Genomic DNA, 24,502 nt, shown 5'->3' on the forward strand with positions numbered 1-24,502 from the left:
GTAAAAATGGGAAATGCAAGAGGTTTTTTAGACTTTAAAAGAATGGATTTTAAAAAAATTGCTCCTAAAGAAAGGATTTTAAATTACAAAGAATTTACTATACCTTTGGATAAAAAAGAACAAGAAATTCAGGGCGGACGATGTATGGATTGTGGTGTGGCCTTTTGTCATACGGGCGTGATGAGCGAAGGAAAAGATATAGGCTGTCCTTTAAACAATCTCATTCCTGAATGGAACGATCTTATTTATCATTCTTTATGGAAAGAAGCTTATGAAAGACTTGAACTTACTAATCCTTTTCCTGAATTTACCGGTCGTGTTTGCCCTGCTCCTTGTGAAGATTCTTGTGTGTGTGCGATAAATGGTGTAAGCGTGAGCATCAAAAATAATGAATTATCCATTATAGAAAATGCTTTTAAGGAAAATTTAGTAAGAGTAAATAAACCTAAGCAATACAATGGCAAAAAAATCGCTATCATAGGAAGTGGACCCGCTGGACTTGCTTGTGCTAATACTTTAAATTCACTAGGTTATAAAGTAAGTGTTTTTGAAAGAAGCGATAAAATAGGCGGACTTTTGATGTATGGCATCCCTGATATGAAGCTTGATAAAAGTATAGTTCAAAGACGGGTGGATTTGCTTAAAAAAAGCGGGATTGAATTTAAAGTGAATGAAAATATAGACAGCAAAGATAAGGTTTCAAAACTTCTAAAAGAATTTGATGCTTTGGTGCTTTGTACAGGAGCAAGTAAGCCTATAGATCTTGATATAGAAGGTAGAAAGCTAAAAGGGGTTGAATTTGCCCTTGATTTTTTAACGCAAAATACCAAAACTTTGTTAAAAACAGGCAAGGGTGCAGATACGGCCAAAGGTAAAAATGTCTTGGTTATAGGAAGTGGGGATACAAGTGTGGATTGTATCGCTGTAGCGACAAGACAAGGGGCTAAATCTATAGTGCGTTTTGAAAGAAGTCCAAAAAGACCTTTGCAAAGAAGCCAAAACAATCCTTGGCCTTTAAAAGCTGACATTTTTACTACTGATTATGGTTTAGAAGAAGCCATTGCTGTATATGGCAAAGATCCTAGGGAATATCAAAAAATGACAAAGAAATTTTTAGGAAAAACTCATGTAGAAGGCGTTGAAGCAAATGATTTAAAACGCGAGTTTAAAGAAGGCAAAGCTATAAATGTCGAATTTTCAAATTCTAAAAAAACTTATAAAGCGGATTTAGTGCTTTTAGCTATGGGTTTTAGCGGGTGCGAAGAAGCTATCTCTAAAAATTTTGGAGTGAAATTAGATGAGAAAAACAACATAAGCACAGAAAATTTCCAAACCACTCATAAAAAAATCTTTGCTTGTGGAGATGCTAGAAAAGGACAATCTTTAGTTGTTTGGGCTATAAAAGATGGTATAGAATGTGCTTTGAGTTTGCATCAAAATTTAGCAAAATAATCATAAAAGTTTAAAACTTTTTCGGTGGAGTTTGCAAATTCCAAATTTAGCTATAAGTTCTTTATGAGCTTTTGTGCCATAGGCTTTGTTTTTTTCAAATTCATAACAAGGAAAGTCTTTAGCTAAGAAATTCATCACCCTATCTTTACTAACTTTTGCAAGTATGCTAGCTGCACTTACTTGCAAAATGCTAGTATCGGCTTTGATTTGTGTTTTTATCCCATTTATACCTAGGTTGGTCTTTCCATCATATAAGAAGTTATTTTCTGTTTTAAAATGCTTTTTTATAAGCTTTAAGCCTGTTTTTAAACAAGTGCTTAAGCCTAGTGCGTCGATTTGCTCTGAAGAAAAAGCAAGTATGAGATAGTTTGAATTTTTGATGATGATTTCATAAAGTTCTTCGCGTTTTTTTTCGCTTAGTTTTTTAGAATCACACAACCCATGAAGTTTTTTGTTCAGTTTGCAAGCTGCCATCATCATAGGACCTGCCAAAGCACCGCGTCCTGCTTCATCAATACCAATTAAATTTATGTCAAATTCGTTTAAAAGTTCTTTTGTGTCAAATAAAGTTTTCAAATTTTTCTAAAAAGAAGGGCAAAAATGCCCTTTTATTCTACTATGATATCATTTTTGATTTTTTCAAAAAGCTTATCACCTATGCCTTTAACTTTTTTAAGATCATCAATACTTGTAAAATTTGCTTCTTTGCGGTATTCTAAAATTGCTTTAGCCTTAGCTTCGCCAATACCATTTAAACTTTTTAATTCTTTTAGCGTTGCAGTGTTGATATTTACAGCACCAAAGAGAAAAGCCGTTAAAGCAAAAAATAAAAATAGTAATTTTTTCATTTTATTATCCTTTTATTAAAAAATAATTGTAATATTATCTTAAAAAGGATAAGAATTTCTTAACTTAACCCAAAAATTCGCGTTTAAAATACTCTTTTGGTGCTTTACATAAAGGACAGGCTGCTGGAGCTTTTTTACCACGATGTATATGTCCGCATACTTCACAAACCCATAATTCTTCTACTTCGCTATTAAAAAATTCTTCTTCTTCAAGCATTTTTTTAAGCGCTAGATATTCTCTTTCGTGTTCGATTTCTACTTTGCCAATAGCTGTAAATAATCTCGCTATAGCCTTTTTGCCTTCATCTTCAGCAATTTTTGCAAAATTTGGATACATAGTTGTGTGCTCATAGTTTTCACCTTCTGCAGCACTTACTAGATTTTTTGTAGTTACCTCTAAAGGTTTGCCATCAACGATTTCATGATAAGCTTTAAATTCTGCTCTTGCATGCCATTTTTCATTTTCAGCTGCTTCTCTAAAATGTCTAGCAACCGCGTGCCAACCTTCTTCTTCAGCTACATCAGCAAACAAATCGTATTTGTTTCTTGCCATAGATTCGCCTGCAAAAGCTTTCATCAAATTTACTGCAGTTAAATCTGTAGTGATACATTTCATTTCTTCACCACAACAACTAAGTTTACCACCGCCTACATTTTGAACTTCTACTTCATTGCCACATTTTTGGCATTTATAGGTTTCATATTGTCTCATTTTGACTCCTTTTTGATTATCAAAAAGCATTGTATTATAAAAAAATATTTTTGTCAATTAATAATTTTTATCATTTATGAAAATGTATATCAAAATAAATTTCACAAAAATTAAGCTTTGCTAAATATAATTTTAAAAAATTATTATCAGGAGTTACAATGAGAAGCGATGCGATAAAAAAAGGACATTTAAAAGCACCTAATCGTTCTTTACTTCGTGCTTGTGGTTTGAAAGATGAAGATTTTGACAAACCTTTTATAGGTGTAGCAAATAGCTATATAGACATAATCCCAGGGCATTATTTTTTAAATGATTATGCTAAAATCATTAAAGATGAGATACGCAAAAATGGTTGTGTGCCTTTTGAGTTTAATACCATAGGTGTAGATGATGGTATAGCTATGGGGCATGAAGGTATGCTTTATTCTTTACCAAGTCGTGAAATTATCGCAAATTCCATTGAAACAGTGATGAATGCTCATCAACTCGATGCTTTAATCTGTATCCCAAACTGCGATAAAATCACTCCTGGTATGTTAATGGGAGCTTTAAGGGTTAATGTTCCAACCATTTTTGTAAGTGGTGGGCCTATGGCTTCAGGAGTAACCAAAAAAGGAGAAAAGATCAGTCTTAGCTCTGTTTTTGAAGCTGTAGGGGCTTATGAAGCCAAAAAAATTAGCGAAGAAGAATTTAAAGACATAGAATGTTCAGCCTGTCCAAGTGGTGGATCTTGCTCGGGAATGTTTACGGCAAATTCCATGAATACCTTATGCGAAGCTATGGGTATAGCACTAGAAGGTAATGGAACCATTTTAGCTTTAAGCAAAGAAAGAGAAGAGCTTTTAAGAAAAGCAGCGCGTCGTATTTGTGAAATCGCCTTAGATGAGCGTTTTAAAATTCGCAATATCATCACTCAAAAAGCCGTGCGTAATGCTATGGTAGTAGATATGGCAATGGGTGGAAGTAGCAATACTGTTTTACACATGCTTGCCATTTCACGTGAAGCAGGGGTAGCACTAGATATTAAAGATTTAAATTTCATCTCAAGCAAAGTTGCACACATAGCAAAAATAGCCCCATCGCTAAATAGTGTTTATATGGATGATATCCACAAAGCAGGAGGTGTGAGTGCAGTTATGGCTGAAATTTCAAGCAGACAAGGACATATTTTAGAACTTGATGCACTGACTATCACAGGAGAAAGTCTCAAAGAACGCTTAAAAAATGCCAAAATCAAAGATGAAAATATCATTCGTAGAGTAGATAATGCTTACTCAAAAGTAGGTGGACTTGCTATTTTGTTTGGAAATTTAGCTGAGCAAGGTTGTGTTATAAAAACCGCAGGAATAGTTGGAAAAAGAAAATTTAAAGGCAAAGCTGTTTGTTTTAACTCTCAAGATGAAGCTATAAAAGGCATTATCAAAGGCAAGGTGCAAAAAGGAAATGTTTGTGTGATACGCTATGAAGGTCCAAAAGGTGGCCCTGGTATGCAAGAAATGTTAAGTCCTACTTCACTTTTAATGGGTATGGGTTTGGGCGCTGATGTAGCTTTAATCACCGATGGTCGTTTTAGCGGGGCTACAAGGGGTTTAAGCGTGGGTCATATTTCCCCTGAAGCAGCTGAAGGTGGTCTTATAGGACTTTTAAAAGATGGAGATGAAATAGAAATTGATGTAGATGCTTATACCATCCATGCAAATTTAAGCGAAGAAGAAATCGCTAAACGCAAAAAAGAATTTGTATTACCTCAAAAAGAAGTGCCTTCAAGATGGCTTAGAATGTATCAAAAACTTGTTAGCAATGCTAGTAAAGGTGCGGTTTTGGATATGGAATGAAAGGAAACCTTTCATTCTTCTATTTCTTTAGTTATACGATTTCTTATATCTCTACGAACTATTTCCATGCCCCACAGCCAAACAATATGTCCAAAAATTTCAGACAGGTGTTCATCAAAAGGAATTTCAGAAAGTGGTGGAACTTCTGCAATTAAAGGCATTACAATAACATGGGCAAAAAGATAAACAAAAAATCCAAAAACTGCACCTTGCCACATAGTAATACGGTGCCATTTTTCCGCTATCATACAATAAGCCACTCCAAAAACAATAGAAAAACCAACATGCACTATAAAAATTGACAAAGGCATTTGCATACCTGAAAACATATAAGTCCAATCAGTAGGTAAGCCTAGTTGTTCTAGAAAAATTTTAGGTGGAGTAACACGTTCTAAAGCATCTGCTGGCCAAAAAACATTGGGATTTCTTGGAGGAAAAGGTACTTCCCAACCCCATTTAACAATAGCTCCGAAAATACCCGCTAATATACCTATAAAAAAGGCTAAAGTATAGCGCTTTTGAAAGTATTTTTTCATAATAACTCCTTTATATTTTATACAAAATAAAATTTGAATTTATAATATTTTTGTTTAAAATATATTGAAAATAGGAGCATAAAAATCTTATTTAAATTTTAAAATACTCTCTTAAACTTTCACAAATTTCAAAAAAATTTACCCCATCTATAGTAGGATTTTCTTTAAAAAACTCATGCATTCCTAAAAAACCACTTTCAAGTTCTTTAGACTTTACACCATAGCTTATACTAAGTCCTGCTTCTATAAAAGCAGCGATTTTATCACAGTATTTAAGCGCCTTACCATCTATAGCACCAAATTCATTTTCATTAAAAGAGCTTAAACTTCCGCTACAAAGTTCTATTTTAGCATTTTTATAAGTGCGATTTTCAAACTCATTTTTTACAAAATTTGACTCATCATTTCTACCTTCTCTAATGCCTAAAATATAAGAAAACTCAGCCCTTAAACCCTCAGGAACGAAGGGTAAAATTCTTTCATTAATAAGTTTCATTTCATAATCATTTATAATATCATGAAGCCCATCAATGCCATATTTTACAGGGCTTATAATATCACGCGTTAAAGACTCTGGCAAATCATGAAACAAAGCACAATAAAAATTATTCTCAAGTCTTTTATCACAAGATTTGATTTTTAGTGAGTAAAAATATCCTAAAATCGCCACCACAAGCATATGTCCTAAAACCGCAGTTTCTGGTATGCGTGGAGTTTGAGCCCAACGCTTTTGAAAGCGAAGTCTTCCGCTAAGATCAATAATTTTTGCAATTTTTTGATTTAAAGCGATTTTTCTAGCTCCTATAAGCTCATAGTAATCTTCTAATTCTTCTTCAACTTTATTTTTTATCTCATCAATATCATTTAAAAAAGCTGAGGTTTGATAAACTATGTTAAATTCCCATCTTGTAGCAAAATACGAAGCTGCTTTTAAGATAAGCCTTTCTTTAGCGTAAGCATTGCCGTTTAAATACGCTTCAAAACGCTTTAAAAACTCTCCTTCTTCTATATCTTCTATCATAGGTTCGATTTTGCTTAAAACCCAAGCATTAACTTCAGCTTTTTTTTGACGCACGATTTCATGATACACATCAGGGCGTATATCGGTTACTACCACACGACTTAAAAACTCAAAAATTCCCCCTTCTATAATCACTCTCATATCCACATCTTTTTCCATTTTAGCGATAAAATATGCGATGATGAATTTATGAGCTTGTTTGTCAAGCTCAACCAAATTTGCCATTCTTGGATAATCATTCCAACGACTGATAGAAGCGGCTTTAAAAATGTGTTCTATGAGTTTTATGTTTATCATGCTTTTGCCTTTTTTGCAATTTAAATTTAAAAATTTTCGTTAAAATTGCGAAATTATAGCAAATTTAAGGATAAAAATGAGTAAAAAAGCACTTTGTATCATAAGTGGCGGTATGGATAGTACTTTGTGTGCTTATCTAGCCAAAAAAGAAGGTTATGAAATCATCGCTTTGCATTTTGATTATGAACAACGCACTCAAGAGAAAGAAAGAGAATGTTTTAAGCAAATTTGCAAGGCTTTAAAAGTAGAAAAATCTTATATTTTAGATGTGAGTTTTATCAAAGATATAGGGGGTAATGCCTTAACCGATAAAAGTATAGACATTCCTAAAAATGAGCTTTGCATAAGCGATACCCCACCTATCACCTATGTGCCTTTTCGCAATGGAATTTTCTTAAGCATAGCAGGATCTTTGGCTGAAAAGGAAAATTGTGAGAGTATTTTTATAGGGGTGGTAGAAGAAGATGGCAGTGGTTATCCTGACTGTACTGATGAGTTTATACAAAAGGCACAAGAATTTATCAATGAAGGTACGAGTAAGAATTTCAAAGTTTGTATAAAAACTCCGCTTGTTAGACTGAACAAAGCTAAAATTGTAGAACTAGCCTTAAAAGAAAATGTACCTTTAGAACTTACTTGGTCTTGTTATGAGAGTGAAGATGAAGCATGTGGGGAGTGCGATAGTTGTTTGCTTCGTTTAAGAGGTTTTGAAAAAGCAGGGTTTAAAGATAAGATCAAATATAAGTCCTAGTTTTCACTAGGACTTAAAGCTTAGTTTAGAGTATAAAGCTTGTTTGCTCCATCTTGATAAGAAAGAATGTTGATTTTTCCATCTTTAAAGAAAATGCTTCTAGCATTAGTGATAGAGCTTGGGAAAGCGATAGTTTTTACTACTTCTTCCTTAACTGGATCAATTACGGCAATCACATTGTGATTTTTGCTTAGTGCATAAATTTCTCCATCTTTAAAAGTCATAGAAGTTACATAAAGATCGCCTAAAGTTTTACCTTCTTTAAGATTTGCTTTTGGAGTAAATTCTCCTGAAAGAACACGATCTTTTAAAGAAATTTTAGAGATTACAAAAGTTTTAGCGTCTTTGTTGTTTGGAACAGTTGCAAGATAAAGATAATTTCCATCTGTAGTCATGCTTGCTACATGGTTAAATTTTGCTCTTACAGTATCAAGTCTTCCACGACCTAAACCTTCGCCTTGGCCTTTAAATTTATCATTACCTTTTACAAAATCAGCGTATTGTTTAGCGATATCTTCTTCACTTGCATTAGGATTTTTTGCAAATCTTAAGAAAGATTTGTTTGAGCCCATAAGAATGAATTTATCGTTCATATAAGGTATGATGCCAATAATTGGATCGATAGTAGCTGAAAAATAAGGATCAAGCTCAAAACCTTCTTTAACGCTAAAATTATTATCTAAGAAAGCCACATCCCATTTAGAGCTTGCTACAAATTCATTGTTGATATAATCAAGAGTATTGATGGCTTTGTCAAAATTTATAGTTTGTTCATTTGTGATTTTAAGCTCATCATTGATTTTTGCAAATGGAGCATTGTTGATATCATTATCAAATTTTATGCCAAGTTTTTCACTTGCAGGTGCAAAAGCATAGTCAGGAGCTTTAACATCGCGCTTTCCTAAGAAAGAAATATTTTGCCATAAACCATTCCAACCTTCTTTACTCCAAATGATGTATTTTGGATTTAAGCTAAATCTTACAGGATCGCCTTGTCCCACATAAGGAGGAATTCCTGTGCTTACAAAAGCTTGGAAAACATTTGAAGCTACTACAATCGCACTGATAACTACAGCTGCGAGAGAAAATTTCGTATATTTTCTAAATTTTTCTCCATTTAATTCTGCTTCAAAAGCATTAAATTTAGGAGCAAAAGCAAAAATCACACCTAAAAGCAATACAACAGCCCAAAATACCACTTCAGCCCAAAAATAAGTATGGATACCAAAAACTGCTAAACCAAAACCTTGATCTAAATCTCTATGAGCGTGATTGCCATAGTGAGCAAAAGATTGATAAAGGCCTACTGCTGTCATGATTAAAAGAGCAGCAAGGTATTTACCTTTCATACCATAACGAACAATGAAAAGCGCCATCACACCGATAAAGATCATTGCTTCTCTTTGTCCCCAGCAAAGTGTGCAGGGACTATCACCCAACATATAACCAAATACAAAATTTGCAATACCTACAGGTAAGAGTATGATCAAAAAGCCTGCTAAACACATTAGTGTGTAGAAATTTTTTGTTTTATTGATTTCGTTCATTTAGCCCTCCCTTACAGATTCATTATTGTTAATAGTGCGCCTGTTTTGTGGCCAACATAGAAAAAAACCATTAAAAGCCAAGCTACCATTACTAAACCAAAAGCCAAATTTTCTTTTTCTGGTTTTTTGATAATCAGTATCAAGGCGATTAAAACTAATAAAAGTTCAAGAAACTCCATAGTATCTCCTTATGAAATAAAAACCGTTAATTTTACTTTAAAAACATAAATTAAAGATAAATTTTTTATTAAAATTTCGTGTTAATTTAAATTAACACGAAAAAAGTTACTGAAAGCTACTTAATTTTTCAGAGAGTTTAGACGCACCATTTAGAACATTTTGAGAGATATTATTGATTTCGGATGATAAATCTTTAACAGAATTTGCAAGTTCATTAACCTTGTCTATGCTTGTTCCTAGGATAAGCATTTTATCTTTTACTTCCATGCTTTTATCTTTCATGGTTTGGGTTGATTCTATAGAGCTTTCTAGTTTATGCATAGAATTTACAAGTTCTTGTTGTAAATCATTGGTTTTTAAAGAGGTTTCTTTCATAGAATCATGGATAAGATCCATCAAGGCTTTGTTGTCATTGATTTGTTGGACTATAGCATTAACAGTAGCATTTATATTTAAAAGAGATTTACTTGTTTTATCGGCAAGTTGACCTACTTCATCAGCAACAACTGCAAAACCCCGTCCATGTTCGCCCGCTCTTGCAGCTTCAATAGCTGCATTCAAGGCAAGTAGATTGGTTTGATCGGCTATATCTCTAATAGAACTCGTAATTTCTATAATATTATCTGCACTTTGAGTTAGATTATCCATATTGGCTACTATATTTTGCTCTTTTTCATTATTTTCATTTATTAAATTTACAAGTTCAGATAGAGTAAGTTCTACCTTATCCATCAGTATGTGCATATCTTGCATATTTTCTATGCTTTCTTGTGCTAAATTTCCCGCAAGATTGATATGATCATCTAAGACATAGGTGATTTCTTTAACGCCTTGAATTTGTTCATGTTGTGAATTAGAACTGTTTTCAAGCATCATAGAGTTGTTTTTGAGCTTTTGTGAATTTTGATGACTTGATTTAGCATTTTCTATGGCTTCTATGATTGAGTTTTGAACGGTGGATATAAATGAATTAATATATTGAGCACTTTGTCCAAGTTCGCTTTTTGGATCTATATTTAAACGAGAGTGTAGATTGGCTTCTTTACTAGCTAAATTAGCGCTTAGTTTTTCTAAAGTATGAATTGGCATGATGACTTTTTTTAGTGTTAATAAAATAAAAAATACAAATAATACAAGAGTGATTCCAAATACTGTTAAAGCGATATAAAATTTAAATAAATTAGATTGTTCTACAGCATTTTGAGTGAAAGCGTTAAGTTGTTTTAACTCTTTCATAAGAGAATTATTCTCATAAATAGAAGAATTATCTTGCATAATAGAAATCTGTTTTACAATCATTTTATAGTGTTTTAGAAAAAGTTGTAAATTTTCACTTTTTGTATCGTTTTTGATTTCTTTCATAAGGCTGTTGAGTTGATTGAGTGTTGTTTTTTGCAAAATACTTTCAGTTGAAAGAACGCTTAACATAGAACTCATTGTTCTATAGTTGTTTTTATTTGTTTCATGGTTTTGTTCTAATTCTTCAAAATAATTTTTAGCTAACTCAAACAAATAAAGTTTTGAATTTACCGCTATGGAATTTGCGGATTTGAAATAATTAAGCTGGATTAGTTTGGCATTAAAAATTTCTTCCGCTTTGCTTATATCAATCCCAAAAGTTTTAAGTTTTTTAAAGTTTTCTTGCATTTTTTTTATTGCTTGAACACTTGGATCATAGTTAATAAAATTAAAACTATTTTGAAAAACGGAATTGATTTTTTCATCTGAAATTTGTAGCTGCTGAACTATGTTTATTAAGTCTTTATTATCTTTAGATGAGGAGTAGTTGTTAAAAATAATACCTAGCAAAACAAGAATAAAAGCTAAAACTAGCGTAGATAAAATAATAAATTTTATCAAAAATGAACTTTTTTTATTTGTCATGATATTCTCCTGTCAAGCTTTCTAGGAATGCAACTATATTATCAACTGTTTTTTGATCTAAAAATTTTCCTAGTTGATAGTAAGCCATAAACTGAACACAAGCATCTAAAGTAGGTATAGAACCATCATGAAAATAAGGCGCGGTTTTGGCTATATTTCTTAAACTAGGAACCTTAAATATCATTTTATCAGCTTCTCTTTTTGTGATTTCATAGCGTCCTAAATCTTCTTGATTTGGGTATTCTTCAAAAATACCGATTTTTTGAAACATATTTCCACCTATATTTTGACCTTGATGACAAGAAATGCAGCCATTAGCTTTAAAATCTTCATAACCTTTTTTAGCTTGAGCTGAAATAGCATTTTGATCTCCGCTAAGATAGCGATCAAAAGGAGAATTTGGAGTGATTAAGGTTTTTTCAAATTCTGCAACTGCAAGAGCTATGTTTTCTACCGTAACTTCTCCATAAAGTTTTTTAAAAGTTTTTACATAATCTTCATTAGAATTAACTTTTTGTAAAAGAAGTTCAGGACTTAGTCCCATTTCTTTTGGATTAAAAAAAGGCACCTTTGCTTGTTCTGCTAAATCTTTGGCTCTGCCATTCCAAAATTGCACAAAATTAAACACAGAATTAAAGGTTGTAGGAGTGTTAAAAGGTTTATCAAGTTGATTATCAACTCCTATTGAAAATTCAAGTCCATCAACGCCGTGTTGATCAAGCCTATGGCAGGTATTACATGAAACTTTTCCATCTTTGGATAAGCTTTTATCCATATAAAGACTTTTTCCAAGCTTAGCTTTTTCTTTATCATAAGGGATGGAATTTGGAATAGGGGTTATCATATCTACTGCAAAGACTATATTTGCATAAGATAAACATAAAATTATTATTATTTTTTTCATAATAAATTTCTACCTTAAGTTTAAATTTCTCAGAATGTCATTATACTTTAATTTTGGTAAATTGTTTAATATATTGATATTTTTTATTTAAAGTTTTTTTATTTTATTGCAAAGTTCTCCTAAATTTTCTATGACACAACGTACTTTATCTCCTGATTTTAAAAAAGTAGGTGGATTTAACCCCATGCCCACTCCACTAGGAGTTCCCATAGATATAATACTTCCAGCTTTTAAAAGCATGCCCGCGCTAAGTTCTTCTAAGACATAAGCAATATCAAAAATAAATAATTGGGTGTTAGAGTTTTGGCGTAGTTCATCATTGACATAGCTTTGAAGTTGGAGTTTAGGAGGATAAGAAATTTCATCTACGCTTGTGATATAAGGTCCCATTATAGTGCTACCTTCAAGACTTTTTGCTCGGTAGAATTGTTTGTGGCGTTTTTGAAGTTCGCGAGCTGAAATTTCATTGATAATAGTATAGCCAAAGATATAATTTTTTGCATCTTTAGCTTTGATTTTATAAGCATCTTTACTTAAAATAAATGCAAGCTCACATTCATAATCAAGCTGAGAAGTTACATCTGCATGTAAAGGTATATCGCCAAAAGGTGGCGTAGCTTGATTGCAGCGTTTTCCAAAATATACAGGATATTCTCTTTCTTCAAATTTTTCACCCTTAAATTTGGCAGATTCTTTGGCATGATCTAAAAAATTAATCCCAAGACATATAATATCTTGACGAGGTTCTATAATAGGAGCTAGATAATCTTCTTTTGGAATTTCATAGGCTATTTTAGAATCCAAGTCTGTAAGCTTGTGTTTAAATTTATCAAAATAGATAATAAATTCATTCATATCGTTAGTTTCAATGCCAAGATCAGCAAAACTTACAATTTTTCCACTAGAATTTAGTACTCCTAGATTGGGTTTTTGATCCTGTATAAAATTAACAAATTTCATTAGAAAATCTCGCTTTTTTATTTAATTATACTTAAAGTTTTAGTAAGAATTATTTTTTTGTTTTAAAATTTGGTAAAAAAGTGATTGATTGTAGCGTAGTGAAACATCATTTTATTTTATGGAATTGTTGAAAATTTCTTTTATGTTTATTTTTGAGTTGATATCAAAATTTTGATTTTTATATTGAAATTTCAAACGATAAGAATGCAAACACAAACGCAAGGCACCTGTAAGTTTTAAGCGTTCTTTAGGATTTAATTTTTCATCTAAAATGCTTTCGATTTGTTCTTTGCTAAGCCCATAAAGCGGATCTCCTAAAATGGTATGGTTTTTATAGTGCAAATGCACTCTTATTTGGTGTTGCCTGCCTGTTAAGGGTTTGCAAAGTAAAAGAGTGGCGTTGATTTTAGGAAAGTATTCTAAAATTTCAAATTCAGTGATAGCCTGTTTTCCTTCTTTGCAAATTTGCATTCTTGTTTTTATATCATCGTAGTTTTTAGTTAAATTTATAGCTTTATCAACTATAAAATTTTCTTCTATTTTTCCATGAGCTAGAGCAAGGTATTCTTTTTGAACTAGTTTTTTTTCAAACAAGCTTTTAAGATCAATTTGTGCTTTTTTATTTTTAGCTACAAGTATAAGTCCGCTTGTTTCTTTATCAAGCCTGTGCGCTACGCAAGCTTCTTTTCCCCAAAGATGCCAAATTTCATCACTAAGACTGTATTTGCAATGTCTACCATTTGGATGGCTTAAGATCCCACTTTCTTTTTCAAGTATGGCAAAGTCTTCATTTTCAAAGACAATTTCTACTCCTTTGGGGTTGTTTTCATAGACTATAAGCTCTACTAAACCATTTAAAATTTTATTCTTTTCTTCTACTAAAATTCCATCACAAAAAAGTCTTTTTTTGTCTATGAGTTTTTGTGCTTCATTTATGCTAATTTTTAAATTTTCCATAAGGACTTGAAACGCCTTTTTTCCATTGTTTGAGAGTTTTATTTTTATGTAGGCCATTTAATAACTTTCTTAGGATAATTTGATATAATTTCCGTTTTTTAAAATATAAAATTATAGCTAAAAAGGTTTCAAAGATGGTTGAAAGATATAGCAGAGAAATCATGGCTAAAAAATGGGACATGCAAGCAAAATATGATGCGTGGTTAAAAGTAGAATTAGCTGCTGTAAAAGCTTGGAATAAACTCGGTCTCATTAATGACACAGACTGCGAAAAAATTCTTAAAAATGCAAAATTTGATATTGCAAGAATAGACGAAATAGAAAAAACCACAAAACACGATGTTATCGCTTTTCTTACAAGTGTAAGTGAAAGTTTGGGAGAAGAGAGTCGTTTTGTGCATTATGCAATGACAAGTTCTGATTGTATAGATACAGCTGTTGCTTTACAGATAAAAGAGAGTTTGGAGCTTATTTTAGAAGATGTTTCTTTGCTTTTAGAAGTGATCAAAAAGCGTGCTTTGGAGCATAAAAACACCTTAATGGTAGGAAGAAGTCATGGAATTCATGGAGAGCCTATCACTTTTGGTTTGGTGTTAGCTATTTGGTATGATGAAATTTTGCATGCAAAAGAGCTTTTAGAACATGCAAAAGAAGTGATAAGCTATGGAAAAATCAGCGGTGCAATGGGAAATTTTGCTCATGCACCTTTGGAATTTGAAGAAGAAGTTTGTAAAAATTTAGGTCTTAAAGCCGCTCCTGTTTCAAATCAGGTGATTCAAAGAGATCGTTACGCTCAAGTTATTTCTGCTATTGCGATTTTAGCTTCAAGTTGTGAGCAAATCGCTGTAGCCATAAGACATTTTCAAAGAACTGAAGTTTATGAGGCTGAAGAGTATTTTAGTGTAGGACAAAAGGGAAGTTCAGCTATGCCACATAAAAGAAATCCCGTTTTAAGTGAAAATATCACAGGGCTTTGTCGTGTGCTTAGATCTTTTGTAACTCCAGCTTTAGAAAATGTTGCACTTTGGCATGAAAGAGATATATCTCATTCTAGTGTCGAAAGATTTATTTTGCCTGATGCTTTTATCACGGCTGATTTTATGCTTATGCGTCTTACAAATATGGTTGATAAGCTTTTGGTTTATCCTGAAAATATGATGAAAAATTTAAATCTTACAGGCGGGCTTGTATTTTCAGGGAGGGTGCTTTTAGAGCTTCCATTTAAAGGCATTAGTCGTGAAGAAGCTTATAAAATAGTTCAAAGAAATGCTATGAAAGTTTGGGCGGATTTGCAAAATGGCAAGGCTGCTATCAATGAAAAAAATGAAAGTTTGTTTTTGTTGGCACTTTTAGAGGATGAGGATTTAAGAAAAAGTTTGAGCGAAGAGGATGTAAGAAAATGTTTCGATTATAACTACTATACAAAAAATGTTGATGCAATTTTTAAAAGAACATTTAAATAAAAAGCAAGGAAGGCAATGAAAGTTATTAAAAGAAATGGTCGCACAGAAGAATTGGATATTTCTAAGATTAAAAAATGCACCTCTGATGCTGTAAAAGATTTAGAAGGTGTGAATTTAAGCGAACTTGAACTCGATGCAAAGATTCAATTTCGCGATGGAATTTCAACTGAAGAAATTCAAAAAACTTTAATTAAAACCGCGGTAGATAAGATAGATATTGATTGTCCAAATTGGACCTTTGTTGCAGCTAGACTTTTTTTATTTGATTTGTATAAGAAAGTTAATGGTATGAATCGCTATAATCATTTGCGTGAATATTTTGAAAAGGGCGAAAAAGAAGGAAGAATTTTACTTGGTCTTAAAGAAAAATACGATTTAGATGATTTAAATGCTTATATTAAGCCTGAACGCGATATGCAATTTACTTATCTTGGTATTAAAACTTTATATGATAGATACTTGATTAAAGATAGTAAAGGTATGCCTATAGAACTTCCTCAACAAATGTTTATGGCCATTGCGATGTTTTTAGCGCAGAATGAATTTAATCCCCAAGAATGGGCAAAGAAATTTTATGATCTTATTTCTAAATTTGAACTCATGCTTGCAACTCCAACTTTATCAAACGCTAGGACAACGCGCCATCAACTTAGCTCTTGTTATATAGGATCAACCCCTGATAATATTGAAGGTATTTTTGATTCTTATCAAGAAATGGCTTTACTTTCTAAATTTGGTGGTGGTATAGGTTGGGATTGGTCTAAAGTGCGTGCTATGGGTGGAAGCATAGATGGGCATAAAAATGCCGCAGGAGGGATTATACCTTTCTTGAAAATTACCAACGATATTGCCGTGGCAGTAGATCAACTAGGTACTAGAAAAGGGGCTATAGCGGTTTATATAGAGCCTTGGCACATGGATATAAGTGATTTTATTGATTTGCGTAAAAATTCAGGTGAAGAAAGACGCCGTGCTCATGAACTTTTCCCTGCTTTATGGATCAATGATCTTTTTATGAAGAGAGTAAGAGCTAATGATAAATGGACTCTTTTTGATCCTGCAGATACAGCGGATTTGTGTGATTTATATGGCGAGGCTTTTGAAAAACGCTATGAAGAATATGAAAAAGATGAAAGCATTACCAAAGAAATCGTAGAAGCTAAAGAGCTTTGGAAGAAAATTTTGCTAAATTATTTTGAAACAGGCTTGCCATTTTTATGTTTTAAGGATAGTGCTAATAGAGCAAATCCAAATGCTCATGTAGGAATTATTAGAAGTTCAAATTTATGTACTGAAATTTTTCAAAATACCGAGCCAAATTATTATCAAATTAAAGTAGTTTTTGAAAATGGAGATGAGCTTCATTTTGATGAAGAGCAAAATGTTGTGATCGATGGGGGATATGAAAAACCAGCCAAAAAAATATCAACTTTAGATAGCATTGATGGTAATAAAGTTTATATAGTGGAAAAATATAAAAATGATGGAAAAACAGCCGTTTGTAATTTAGCAAGTATAAATCTTAGCAAAGTATATACTAAAGAAGATATAGAGCGTGTTGTGCCAACGGCTATTCGTATGCTTGATAATGTAATTGATTTAAATTTTTATCCTCATAGAAAAGTAAAAGATACAAATTTAAAATCTCGCGCCATAGGACTTGGAGTGATGGGTGAGGCACAAATGCTTGCTGAGGCTAAGATTCATTGGGGAAGCGATGAGCATTTAAATAAAATCGATGAGATTATGGAGCAAATTAGCTTTGAAGCTATTAATGCGAGTTCAAATTTAGCTCTTGAAAAAGGTTCTTATGAAGATTTTGAAGGATCAAATTGGAGCAAGGGGATTTTTCCTATTGATGTAGCAAGTCCTAAGGCTAAAGCTTTAACTTTAAGAGAAGGCTTATTTGATCAAAGTGAATGCGACTGGGTTAAACTTAGAGAAAAAGTTAAAAAAGATGGTATGAGAAATGGTTATTTGATGGCCATTGCGCCTACTTCTTCTATTTCTATCTTGGTGGGTACTACGCAGACTATAGAACCTGTTTACAAAAGAAAGTGGTTTGAACAAAATTTAAGTGGTATGATACCTGTTGTTGTGCCAAATTTAAGCCTTGATACTTGGCAATACTATACTCCAGCCTACGAACTTGATCAAAAAATTCTTGTAAAGGCTGCTGCTGTGCGTGGTAAATGGATCGATCAAGGGCAGAGTTTAAATATCTTTTTATCACTTGATAAAGCAAGTGGGGGATATTTAAATGAAATTTATCAACTCGCTTGGGAGCTTGGAGTAAAATCTACTTATTATTTAAGAAGCGAAAGCCCTGATAGTGAAAAAGTTAATGTTGCAGATCGTAGCATAGAATGTGAAGGTTGCCAATAAATACTAAAACCCAATGAAAAGCATTGGGTTTTAAAAGATTAAGAATTGTAAATTTCTTTATCTAGAGCTTTTAGATTTTTTGCAGTACAAAGTGCCGAAGTCATAGCTCCTGAGACATTGCTTGCTGTTCTTGCCATATCTATAATAGGATCTATGGCTAAAATCAAACTTAGCATGACAAAATTATTACCAAATCCAATCCCTGCTAGCATAATAGAAGCTGCCATAGTTGCACTTCCAGGTACCCCAGCTATACCCAAGGATCCAATAACAGCTACCAAAACTATCATTAAAGCAAATGTAAAATCAATATGTGTATGTGTAGCAAAAGCTACAAAAACTGCCGCTAAAGCTGGAAAATATCCTGCACAACCATTAAGTCCTGTTGTTGTACCTATAGATGCTACAAAATTAGCTATAGCTGAATTAACTCCAAATTTATTTTGCAAAGTTGAAGTGGTCATAGGCAAAGTGCCCAAAGAAGATCTTGAGCTAAATGCAAATAACCATACAGGAAATGCTTTTTTTGCATATTTTATAGGGTTTAGCCCTTGTGAAGCAAGAAGTAAAAAATGCACCCCAAACATTATAAACATAGCCATATAAATAAGCATTATAAAAAGCCCAGCTGTTTTGATAGCTTCAAAACCATTGCTTAAAAGCACATTAGCCATCATACAAACTACAGCATAAGGCATAAATCTAATAACTGTAGCAGTCATGTTCATCATAATATTATAAAAGATTAGGATAAAATTATGAAAACTTTTAAAGGCTTGTTCATACTCTTCTTTTTTAGAAATTTTTTTAGCACTAATTCCTACAAAAAAAGAAAAAATGACAATAGCTATAATATTTTCTTTATTAATAGCTGTAATGATGTTGCTAGGTATTAGCCCTAGTATAATATTTGAAAAAGTTTGAATTTCGCGAATTTGTTTATCTCCTTCATGTATAGCAAAATTACTTCCTAAATCAAAACTATAACCTAAAAATATACCCAAGGTTGCAGCTATGGCTGTGCTAAAGAGTATCCAAAAAAGACTTATTCCAAGCAAGGAGGATATTTTGATATTTTTATCAATTTCTATAATTACTTTTATAATGCAAATGCTTACAAGGGGAACAACCAACATTTTTATAAAAGCTACAAAAACAGAACTTACAAATGCAAACCAATGTTTTGTTTCACTATACCAAAGAATATTACTTGCTTCTTTAGCATCTGGAAAATTTGCCAAATATTGCAAAGCAAAACCAAACCCCAAACCCATTAAAAGCGCAAATAGCATGCGAAGAGAAAAATTGATTTTTATATCCCGCATTTTTTTTAATGCGTAAAAAGCAACACAAAGCATAGCAAGAGTAGCTATAGTATGAGCTTGTGAAAGCATTAAAAAATCTTGAAAAAATTGTTTATCCATAAAAAGTCCTTATAAGAAACTATAATCAAGCACAAGGTATATGAAAATATACTTGCATAAAGCTTGATTTTATAAATGGTAGCATAAAAATATTTTAAATAAGATAAAATTAGTATGATTTATTCTATATCTTTATGTAGGCAATGTTCAAATATAAATTTGTGTTCTTGTGGTAAGGCTTCAAATAAAGCATTTGCTAAATTTCTAATCTCCCAAAGAGCTGATTTTGAACTACGCAAAGATATGAAATTTTGCAAACTTCTTGCATTAATCGTTAGTGTAAGTTCGGTTTTATAACTTTCTGGTAAGCAGTATTTGGCTATATCTAGACTAATGCTTTTTTGTAAAATAGTGCGTAAATTTTCTAAGGCTTTAATACTTGCGTTATCAACCTCTTCATTGCCACAAAGCACAAGATAACGGCTTGCATTTTCAAAATCTCCTGTTTTAAATTCAGCTTCATTGCGAAGTTCTTTTAAGGTATAACGCGTGCTTTTTACACTAGGACTAGTGTGACGGTGTCTTGCAACTTCTTGCAAACAAGCTCTTGAAATTCCTTGTATATAAAAAGTATAGTTTAGATGTTCTAAGGTTGAAGCGTGTTTGAATTTATTACCCACGCGATCGATAAGTTCTTTATCTTTTTCGCCACCGCAATCGCCTTTTTCAAAGCTTTGCCAACAAGTTCTTGTTGCATGAGAACAAATAGATAATGGAGTGTGAAAAAGTAAAGTGATTTGCATGCTTATTCCTTTTTTGATAAAAATATTTTTTATAATTCTTGCATTTTTTACTTAAAATTCTAATGAAATAAAAAGTTTTATCAAGCTATAATTAGATAAAAAAATAAGGCTTATTATCAATGAAACAAACAAAATATATTTTTGTAACAGGCGGAGTTTTAAGTTCTTTGGGTAAAGGGATAGCTGCTGCTTCTATCGCAACACTTTTAAAAAATTCAGGGCTTAAAGTGAGTATTTTAAAAGCTGATCCTTATATCAATGTCGATCCAGGCACCATGAGTCCTTTTGAGCATGGGGAAGTTTTTGTAACTGATGATGGAGCAGAAACGGATCTTGATTTGGGACATTATGAGCGTTTTTTGGATGAGAGTTTATCTCAAGATAATAACTTTACTACAGGACGGGTTTATCAAAGTGTGATTGAAAAAGAAAGGCGTGGAGAATATCTTGGCAAAACCATTCAAGTTATCCCTCATATAGTAGGAGAAATCAAAGATCGCATTAAAAAAGCAGGAGAAGGCAAAGATATACTCATCGTTGAAATAGGCGGAACTGTTGGGGATATAGAAGGCTTGCCTTTTTTAGAAGCTATTCGTGCTTTGCGTTTGGAAGTGGGTAAAAATAATGCTATGAATATTCATCTTACCCTAGTACCTTTTATCAAGGCTGCAGGAGAATTAAAAACAAAGCCAACTCAACATAGTGTAGGCGAGTTAAGACGCATAGGCATTAGTCCTGATATGATTATTTGTCGTAGTGAAAAAGCTCTTGATAGGGATTTAAAAGATAAAATTGCTATTTCTTGTGGAGTGGAAAAAAATTGCGTGATAGAAAGTGTTGATGCGGCTAGTATTTATCAAATTCCACTTAATTTTTTAAAGCAAGATATTTTAAGCCCTATTGCTGAAATTTTGGATTTGAAAAATTTAAAACCTAATATGGAAAATTGGGACTCTTTGGTAAAAAGAGTTATAGCTCCAAGTAATGAAGTTAAAATCGCTTTTGTAGGCAAATATGTGGATTTAAAAGAAAGTTATAAAAGCCTTACTGAAGCTATTATACACGCAGGCGCAGCTCTAGATACTAAAGTGGAGTTAAAATGGGTAGATAGTGAAAAACTTGAAAATATGGAAAGTGCTGAAGTATTTAAAGATGTGAGTGGAATTTTAGTTGCTGGGGGATTTGGATATCGTGGTGTAGAAGGTAAGATAAAAGCCATTCAATACGCAAGAGAAAATAAAATTCCTTTTTTAGGAATTTGTTTAGGTATGCAGCTTGCTTTGGTGGAAGTTGCTAGAAATGTATTAAAACTTAAAGATGCAAATTCAAGTGAATTTGATGAGAAATGCCAAAATCCTGTGGTTTATTTGATTGATGAATTTATGGATACAAATGGAGAAAAACAAATTCGTACTGCAAAAACTCCTTTAGGCGGAACTATGCGTTTAGGGGCTTATAAATGTGATATCAAGGAAAAATCCCTTTTGGCTAAGGTTTATAATGAAGCAAAAAGTGTAAAAGAACGCCACCGCCACCGTTATGAAGCAAATCCAAAATATAGAGCAGATTTTGAAAAACACGGTTTAATTGTAAGTGGTGAAAGCAAAGGATTGATTGAAGCAGTTGAACTTAACTGTCATCCTTTTTTCTTGGCTGTGCAATTTCATCCAGAATTTACTTCAAGACTTGAGCATGTTAACCCTGTGATTTGCGGTTTTATCAAGGCAGCTATAAACTATGAAGATAATTAATAAAAATGAAATTAAAAAAATTTTGGCTTCACGCTTTGAAAAAGATTTGCATACCAAACTTTGTGATCTGCCTTTGCCATGCTGTTTAAAGGATGCATATAAAGCAGCTAATCGCATCAAAGAAGCTGTAGAAAAAAATGAGAAAGTCGCTATAGTAGGGGATTATGATGTTGATGGAATCATTTCTTGTGTTATTATGGCGGAATTTTTTGATGATATAGGTTTTGATTATATAGTAAGAATTCCAAATCGTTTTAAAGATGGATATGGATTAAATGCTGAGATTATCAACGAACTTGATGTAAATTTAATAATAACAGTAGATAATGGAATAGCTGCTCTTGAAGCAGCCAAACTCTGCAAAGAAAAAAATATAGATTTGATTATCACTGATCATCATATGCCTCAAGATGTTTTGCCTGATGCTTTTGCCATTATCAATCCAAAGCAAAAAGATTGTGATTTTCCAGAAATTGAAATTTGTGGAGCACAGGTAGCTTGGTATTTGATAGCGGCTTTAAAAGAAGTTTGCAAGCTTAAATACGATATGAGTAAATTTTTAGAACTTTTGGCGATTGCAATTATTGCAGATATGATGGAGCTTAGAGATTTAAATCGTGCTTTAGTAAGGCGTGGTATAGATCATATTAACAAATCCAAAAGAGCTGCTTTTAGGGCTATTAAGCATTATTATCAAAAGGATAAATTTGCTCTTGATAATATAGGGTTTTTAATTGCTCCGCTTATAAATAGTGCTGGAAGAATGGATGATGCAAGTATTTCTTATGAATTTTTACACACTAAAGATTTTAATAAAGCTTTAGAATATCTAGAGCAAATTGTTAGTTTTAATGAAAGTCGTAAAGATGAAGAAAAACAGCTTTTTGAAGATAGTTTAAATCAAATCGATGAAAACGATTCTTGTATTGTGGTATCGGGCTTAAATTGGCATGAAGGGGTTTTAGGGATTGTGGCAAGTCGTTTAGCTAAACATTTTAATAAACCTGCTTTTGTATTTTCTCAAAATGAAGAACACTTAAAAGGCAGTGCAAGAAGTGTTGGCAAGATTGATATTTTAGCTTTAATTTCTAAGACAAATTCTATATTAAGCAATTATGGCGGTCATAAAGGTGCTGCTGGAATCAGTTTAAACTCTGAAAATTTTGAACAATTTAAAAATAAAATCAAAAAAGAATGTTCGCAAATTTCTGAAAGTGAATTTTTGGATACGGATGAAATTTTAGGAATCTTAGAACCTAGCGAAATTGATTTTGAAATGCTTGAAATTTTAGAATCTTTTGAACCTTTTGGACATAAAAATCCACGACCTTTTTTTGTTTTAGAAAATCTTTGTGTAAAAAATAAAAAACTTCTAGGTAAAGATGAAAAACACTTAAAGCTTATTTTAACCAAGGAAAATAAAACCATAGAAGCTTTATTTTTTAATTTTGATAAAGAGCCAGAATTGAATCAAAATATTTCTTTGCTTGGAAGTATTTCTAAGAATGAATTTAGAGGATTAGTAACTCCACAATTTGTTATTAAAGAAATTTTATAAATTTTATAAAATTTTTATTTATTATTTATTAATATTATATAAGTTTCATTAATGAAACGAATTTTAACAAAATAAGGGGAGAATTGTGAAAAAGTTACTATTATGTGTATTAGTATTTTTATCTATAGGAGCATGTATGGCAGAAGCTAAACCAAAGATTGCTATTTTAGCAACAGGTGGAACTATAGCGGGTTCTATTGATAGTGCTGTTGCCACAACAGGTTATACAGCTGGGGTTGTTGGTGTAGATGTTTTAATCAAAGCGATTCCACAAATTCAAGATTTAGCTAATATTAGTGGGGAACAAATAGCAAATATTGATAGTTCAAATATGCGTGATGAAATTTGGCTAAAGCTTGCTAAAGAAATCAATAAGCTTTTTGCTGAAGGGGTGGATGGTGTGGTTATAACTCATGGTACTGATACCATGGAAGAAACTGCTTATTTTCTAAATTTAACCATTAAAAGTGATAAGCCTGTAGTTTTAGTTGGCGCTATGCGTCCATCAACTGCTATAAGTGCAGATGGGCCAAAAAATCTTTACAATGCTGTAGCATTAGCTGCTGATAAAGAGTCTAAGGGCAAGGGTGTTATGGTAGCTATGAATGATAAAATTTTAAGTGCTAGAGGTGTAGTAAAAACCCATAGTTTAAATGTTGATGCTTTCTCTTCTCCTGATTTTGGGGATTTGGGTTATATAGTAGATGGTAAAGTCTTTTTCTATAATAATGTTACTAAAGCTCATGCAAAAAACGCTCCTTTTGATGTAAGCAAACTCACAAGTTTGCCAAAAGTAGATATTCTTTATAGCTATTCAAATGATGGTAGTGGTGTCGCTGCAAAAGCTTTATTTGAACATGGAACTAAGGGCATAGTTGTTGCAGGAAGTGGTGCAGGAAGTATACATGAAGATCAAAAAAATGTTTTAAAAGAGCTTATAAAAAAAGGACTTGATGTTGTTGTAAGTTCAAGGGTTGTAGCAGGTCGTGTTGCTGTGAGTGATTCAGATGAAAAATTAGGTTTTATTAGTGCTGAAGATTTGAATCCTCAAAAAGCAAGAGTTTTGCTTATGTTAGCGCTTACAAAAACAAGTGATCCTAAAAAAATTCAAGAGTATTTTTTAAAATATTAAAATTTTTTAATATTTCTAAACTTAGGGAATTTATCTTCCCTAAGTCAAGCCTTTTAATCCTAATAATAGTATATTATATCTTGCATTTTTTATTATCATTAAAATATAACCCCCATTTTTTAACCCACCAAATACTTATATAAATACTTACACAAATATTTA

At 32.3% G+C, this 24,502-nt stretch carries 21 protein-coding genes; 8 read left to right on the top strand and 13 right to left on the bottom strand.

What is annotated here, in order from left to right; translation table 11 throughout:
* Positions 1-6: 6 nt before the first annotated feature.
* Positions 7-1,452, top strand: a complete 1,446-nt coding sequence (locus AJ932_RS02725; protein WP_070278429.1) for a glutamate synthase subunit beta — start codon at positions 7-9, stop codon at positions 1,450-1,452.
* Here the strand turns inward: AJ932_RS02725 and AJ932_RS02730 are convergent, their stop codons facing one another.
* From AJ932_RS02730 to AJ932_RS02740, 3 genes are all read right to left on the bottom strand, one after another.
* Positions 1,453-2,028 carry a ribonuclease HII gene (locus AJ932_RS02730; RefSeq protein ID WP_044778570.1) on the bottom strand — a complete coding sequence of 192 codons (576 nt, stop codon included), beginning with the start codon at positions 2,026-2,028 and terminating at the stop codon, positions 1,453-1,455. It abuts the gene before it with no gap.
* Between the two features lie 32 nt (positions 2,029-2,060).
* Complete coding sequence (locus AJ932_RS02735; protein ID WP_044778569.1) at positions 2,061-2,300, bottom strand: ComEA family DNA-binding protein; 240 nt, start codon at positions 2,298-2,300, stop codon at positions 2,061-2,063.
* A 64-nt stretch (positions 2,301-2,364) separates the two neighbouring features.
* Complete coding sequence (locus AJ932_RS02740) at positions 2,365-3,012, bottom strand: ferritin family protein (RefSeq protein WP_002855562.1); 648 nt, start codon at positions 3,010-3,012, stop codon at positions 2,365-2,367.
* 158 nt (positions 3,013-3,170) lie between these two features.
* Between AJ932_RS02740 and ilvD the strand changes: the two genes are divergently transcribed.
* Positions 3,171-4,847, top strand: coding sequence for a dihydroxy-acid dehydratase (gene ilvD / locus AJ932_RS02745; protein WP_052949447.1), 1,677 nt, complete (start codon positions 3,171-3,173; stop codon positions 4,845-4,847).
* A gap of 11 nt (positions 4,848-4,858) precedes the next feature.
* On the opposite strand, the gene AJ932_RS02750 is transcribed toward ilvD, so the two are convergent.
* Both AJ932_RS02750 and AJ932_RS02755 read right to left on the bottom strand, forming a co-directional pair.
* Positions 4,859-5,383 carry a YagU family protein gene (locus tag AJ932_RS02750; RefSeq protein ID WP_002860860.1) on the bottom strand — a complete coding sequence of 175 codons (525 nt, stop codon included), beginning with the start codon at positions 5,381-5,383 and terminating at the stop codon, positions 4,859-4,861.
* Between the two features lie 91 nt (positions 5,384-5,474).
* A complete protein-coding gene (locus AJ932_RS02755; RefSeq protein ID WP_044779735.1) occupies positions 5,475-6,701 on the bottom strand; it encodes an HD domain-containing protein in 1,227 nt (408 codons plus the stop codon).
* Between the two features lie 76 nt (positions 6,702-6,777).
* Between AJ932_RS02755 and queC the strand changes: the two genes are divergently transcribed.
* A complete protein-coding gene (gene queC, locus AJ932_RS02760; RefSeq protein ID WP_002880646.1) occupies positions 6,778-7,452 on the top strand; it encodes a 7-cyano-7-deazaguanine synthase QueC in 675 nt (224 codons plus the stop codon).
* A gap of 20 nt (positions 7,453-7,472) precedes the next feature.
* Here queC and dsbI read toward each other — a convergent pair whose 3' ends face one another.
* The 6 genes from dsbI to AJ932_RS02790 form a co-directional block, all read right to left on the bottom strand.
* Positions 7,473-8,999 carry a disulfide bond formation protein DsbI gene (dsbI, locus tag AJ932_RS02765; protein ID WP_002860863.1) on the bottom strand — a complete coding sequence of 509 codons (1,527 nt, stop codon included), beginning with the start codon at positions 8,997-8,999 and terminating at the stop codon, positions 7,473-7,475.
* 11 nt (positions 9,000-9,010) lie between these two features.
* The gene (gene dba, locus AJ932_RS02770) at positions 9,011-9,178 is read right to left on the bottom strand and encodes a disulfide bond formation protein Dba (protein WP_002779270.1); all 168 of its coding nucleotides are present in this window, start codon (positions 9,176-9,178) and stop codon (positions 9,011-9,013) included.
* A gap of 106 nt (positions 9,179-9,284) precedes the next feature.
* Positions 9,285-11,063: a methyl-accepting chemotaxis protein gene (locus AJ932_RS02775; RefSeq protein WP_002860864.1), complete on the bottom strand. Its 1,779-nt coding sequence runs from the start codon at positions 11,061-11,063 to the stop codon at positions 9,285-9,287.
* The gene (locus tag AJ932_RS02780) at positions 11,053-11,967 is read right to left on the bottom strand and encodes a cytochrome-c peroxidase (RefSeq protein ID WP_044778565.1); all 915 of its coding nucleotides are present in this window, start codon (positions 11,965-11,967) and stop codon (positions 11,053-11,055) included. The genes AJ932_RS02775 and AJ932_RS02780 overlap by 11 nt, the downstream gene beginning before the upstream one ends.
* 87 nt (positions 11,968-12,054) lie before the next feature.
* On the bottom strand, positions 12,055-12,927 hold the full coding sequence (locus tag AJ932_RS02785) for a fumarylacetoacetate hydrolase family protein (RefSeq protein ID WP_002860866.1): 873 nt from the start codon (positions 12,925-12,927) through the stop codon (positions 12,055-12,057).
* A gap of 111 nt (positions 12,928-13,038) precedes the next feature.
* Positions 13,039-13,941: an RluA family pseudouridine synthase gene (locus AJ932_RS02790; protein ID WP_044779733.1), complete on the bottom strand. Its 903-nt coding sequence runs from the start codon at positions 13,939-13,941 to the stop codon at positions 13,039-13,041.
* A 77-nt stretch (positions 13,942-14,018) separates the two neighbouring features.
* Here AJ932_RS02790 and purB point away from each other — a divergent pair, with 77 nt between their 5' ends.
* Positions 14,019-15,347, top strand: a complete 1,329-nt coding sequence (gene purB / locus AJ932_RS02795; protein ID WP_044779732.1) for an adenylosuccinate lyase — start codon at positions 14,019-14,021, stop codon at positions 15,345-15,347.
* 15 nt (positions 15,348-15,362) lie between these two features.
* Complete coding sequence (locus AJ932_RS02800) at positions 15,363-17,732, top strand: ribonucleoside-diphosphate reductase subunit alpha (RefSeq protein WP_070278431.1); 2,370 nt, start codon at positions 15,363-15,365, stop codon at positions 17,730-17,732.
* 38 nt (positions 17,733-17,770) lie between these two features.
* Here AJ932_RS02800 and AJ932_RS02805 read toward each other — a convergent pair whose 3' ends face one another.
* Positions 17,771-19,156 (bottom strand): cation:dicarboxylate symporter family transporter, encoded by a 1,386-nt coding sequence (locus tag AJ932_RS02805; protein ID WP_052782965.1) that lies wholly within the window; start codon positions 19,154-19,156, stop codon positions 17,771-17,773.
* A gap of 119 nt (positions 19,157-19,275) precedes the next feature.
* Positions 19,276-19,899: an FAD-dependent thymidylate synthase gene (thyX, locus tag AJ932_RS02810; RefSeq protein WP_044778558.1), complete on the bottom strand. Its 624-nt coding sequence runs from the start codon at positions 19,897-19,899 to the stop codon at positions 19,276-19,278.
* Between the two features lie 119 nt (positions 19,900-20,018).
* Between thyX and AJ932_RS02815 the strand changes: the two genes are divergently transcribed.
* The 3 genes from AJ932_RS02815 to AJ932_RS02825 all read left to right on the top strand — a co-directional run bounded on the left by AJ932_RS02815 (position 20,019) and on the right by AJ932_RS02825 (position 24,340).
* Positions 20,019-21,650, top strand: coding sequence for a CTP synthase (locus tag AJ932_RS02815; protein WP_002871159.1), 1,632 nt, complete (start codon positions 20,019-20,021; stop codon positions 21,648-21,650).
* A complete protein-coding gene (gene recJ, locus AJ932_RS02820; protein WP_002866784.1) occupies positions 21,637-23,208 on the top strand; it encodes a single-stranded-DNA-specific exonuclease RecJ in 1,572 nt (523 codons plus the stop codon). Before AJ932_RS02815 ends, recJ begins: the two co-directional genes overlap by 14 nt.
* Positions 23,209-23,293: 85 nt before the next feature.
* The gene (locus tag AJ932_RS02825; RefSeq protein WP_074469943.1) at positions 23,294-24,340 is read left to right on the top strand and encodes a type II asparaginase; all 1,047 of its coding nucleotides are present in this window, start codon (positions 23,294-23,296) and stop codon (positions 24,338-24,340) included.
* Positions 24,341-24,502: the final 162 nt, after the last annotated feature.

It is taken from the genome of Campylobacter sp. BCW_6873 (assembly GCF_001762365.1).
In the GTDB taxonomy this organism is placed as follows: domain Bacteria; phylum Campylobacterota; class Campylobacteria; order Campylobacterales; family Campylobacteraceae; genus Campylobacter_D; species Campylobacter_D jejuni.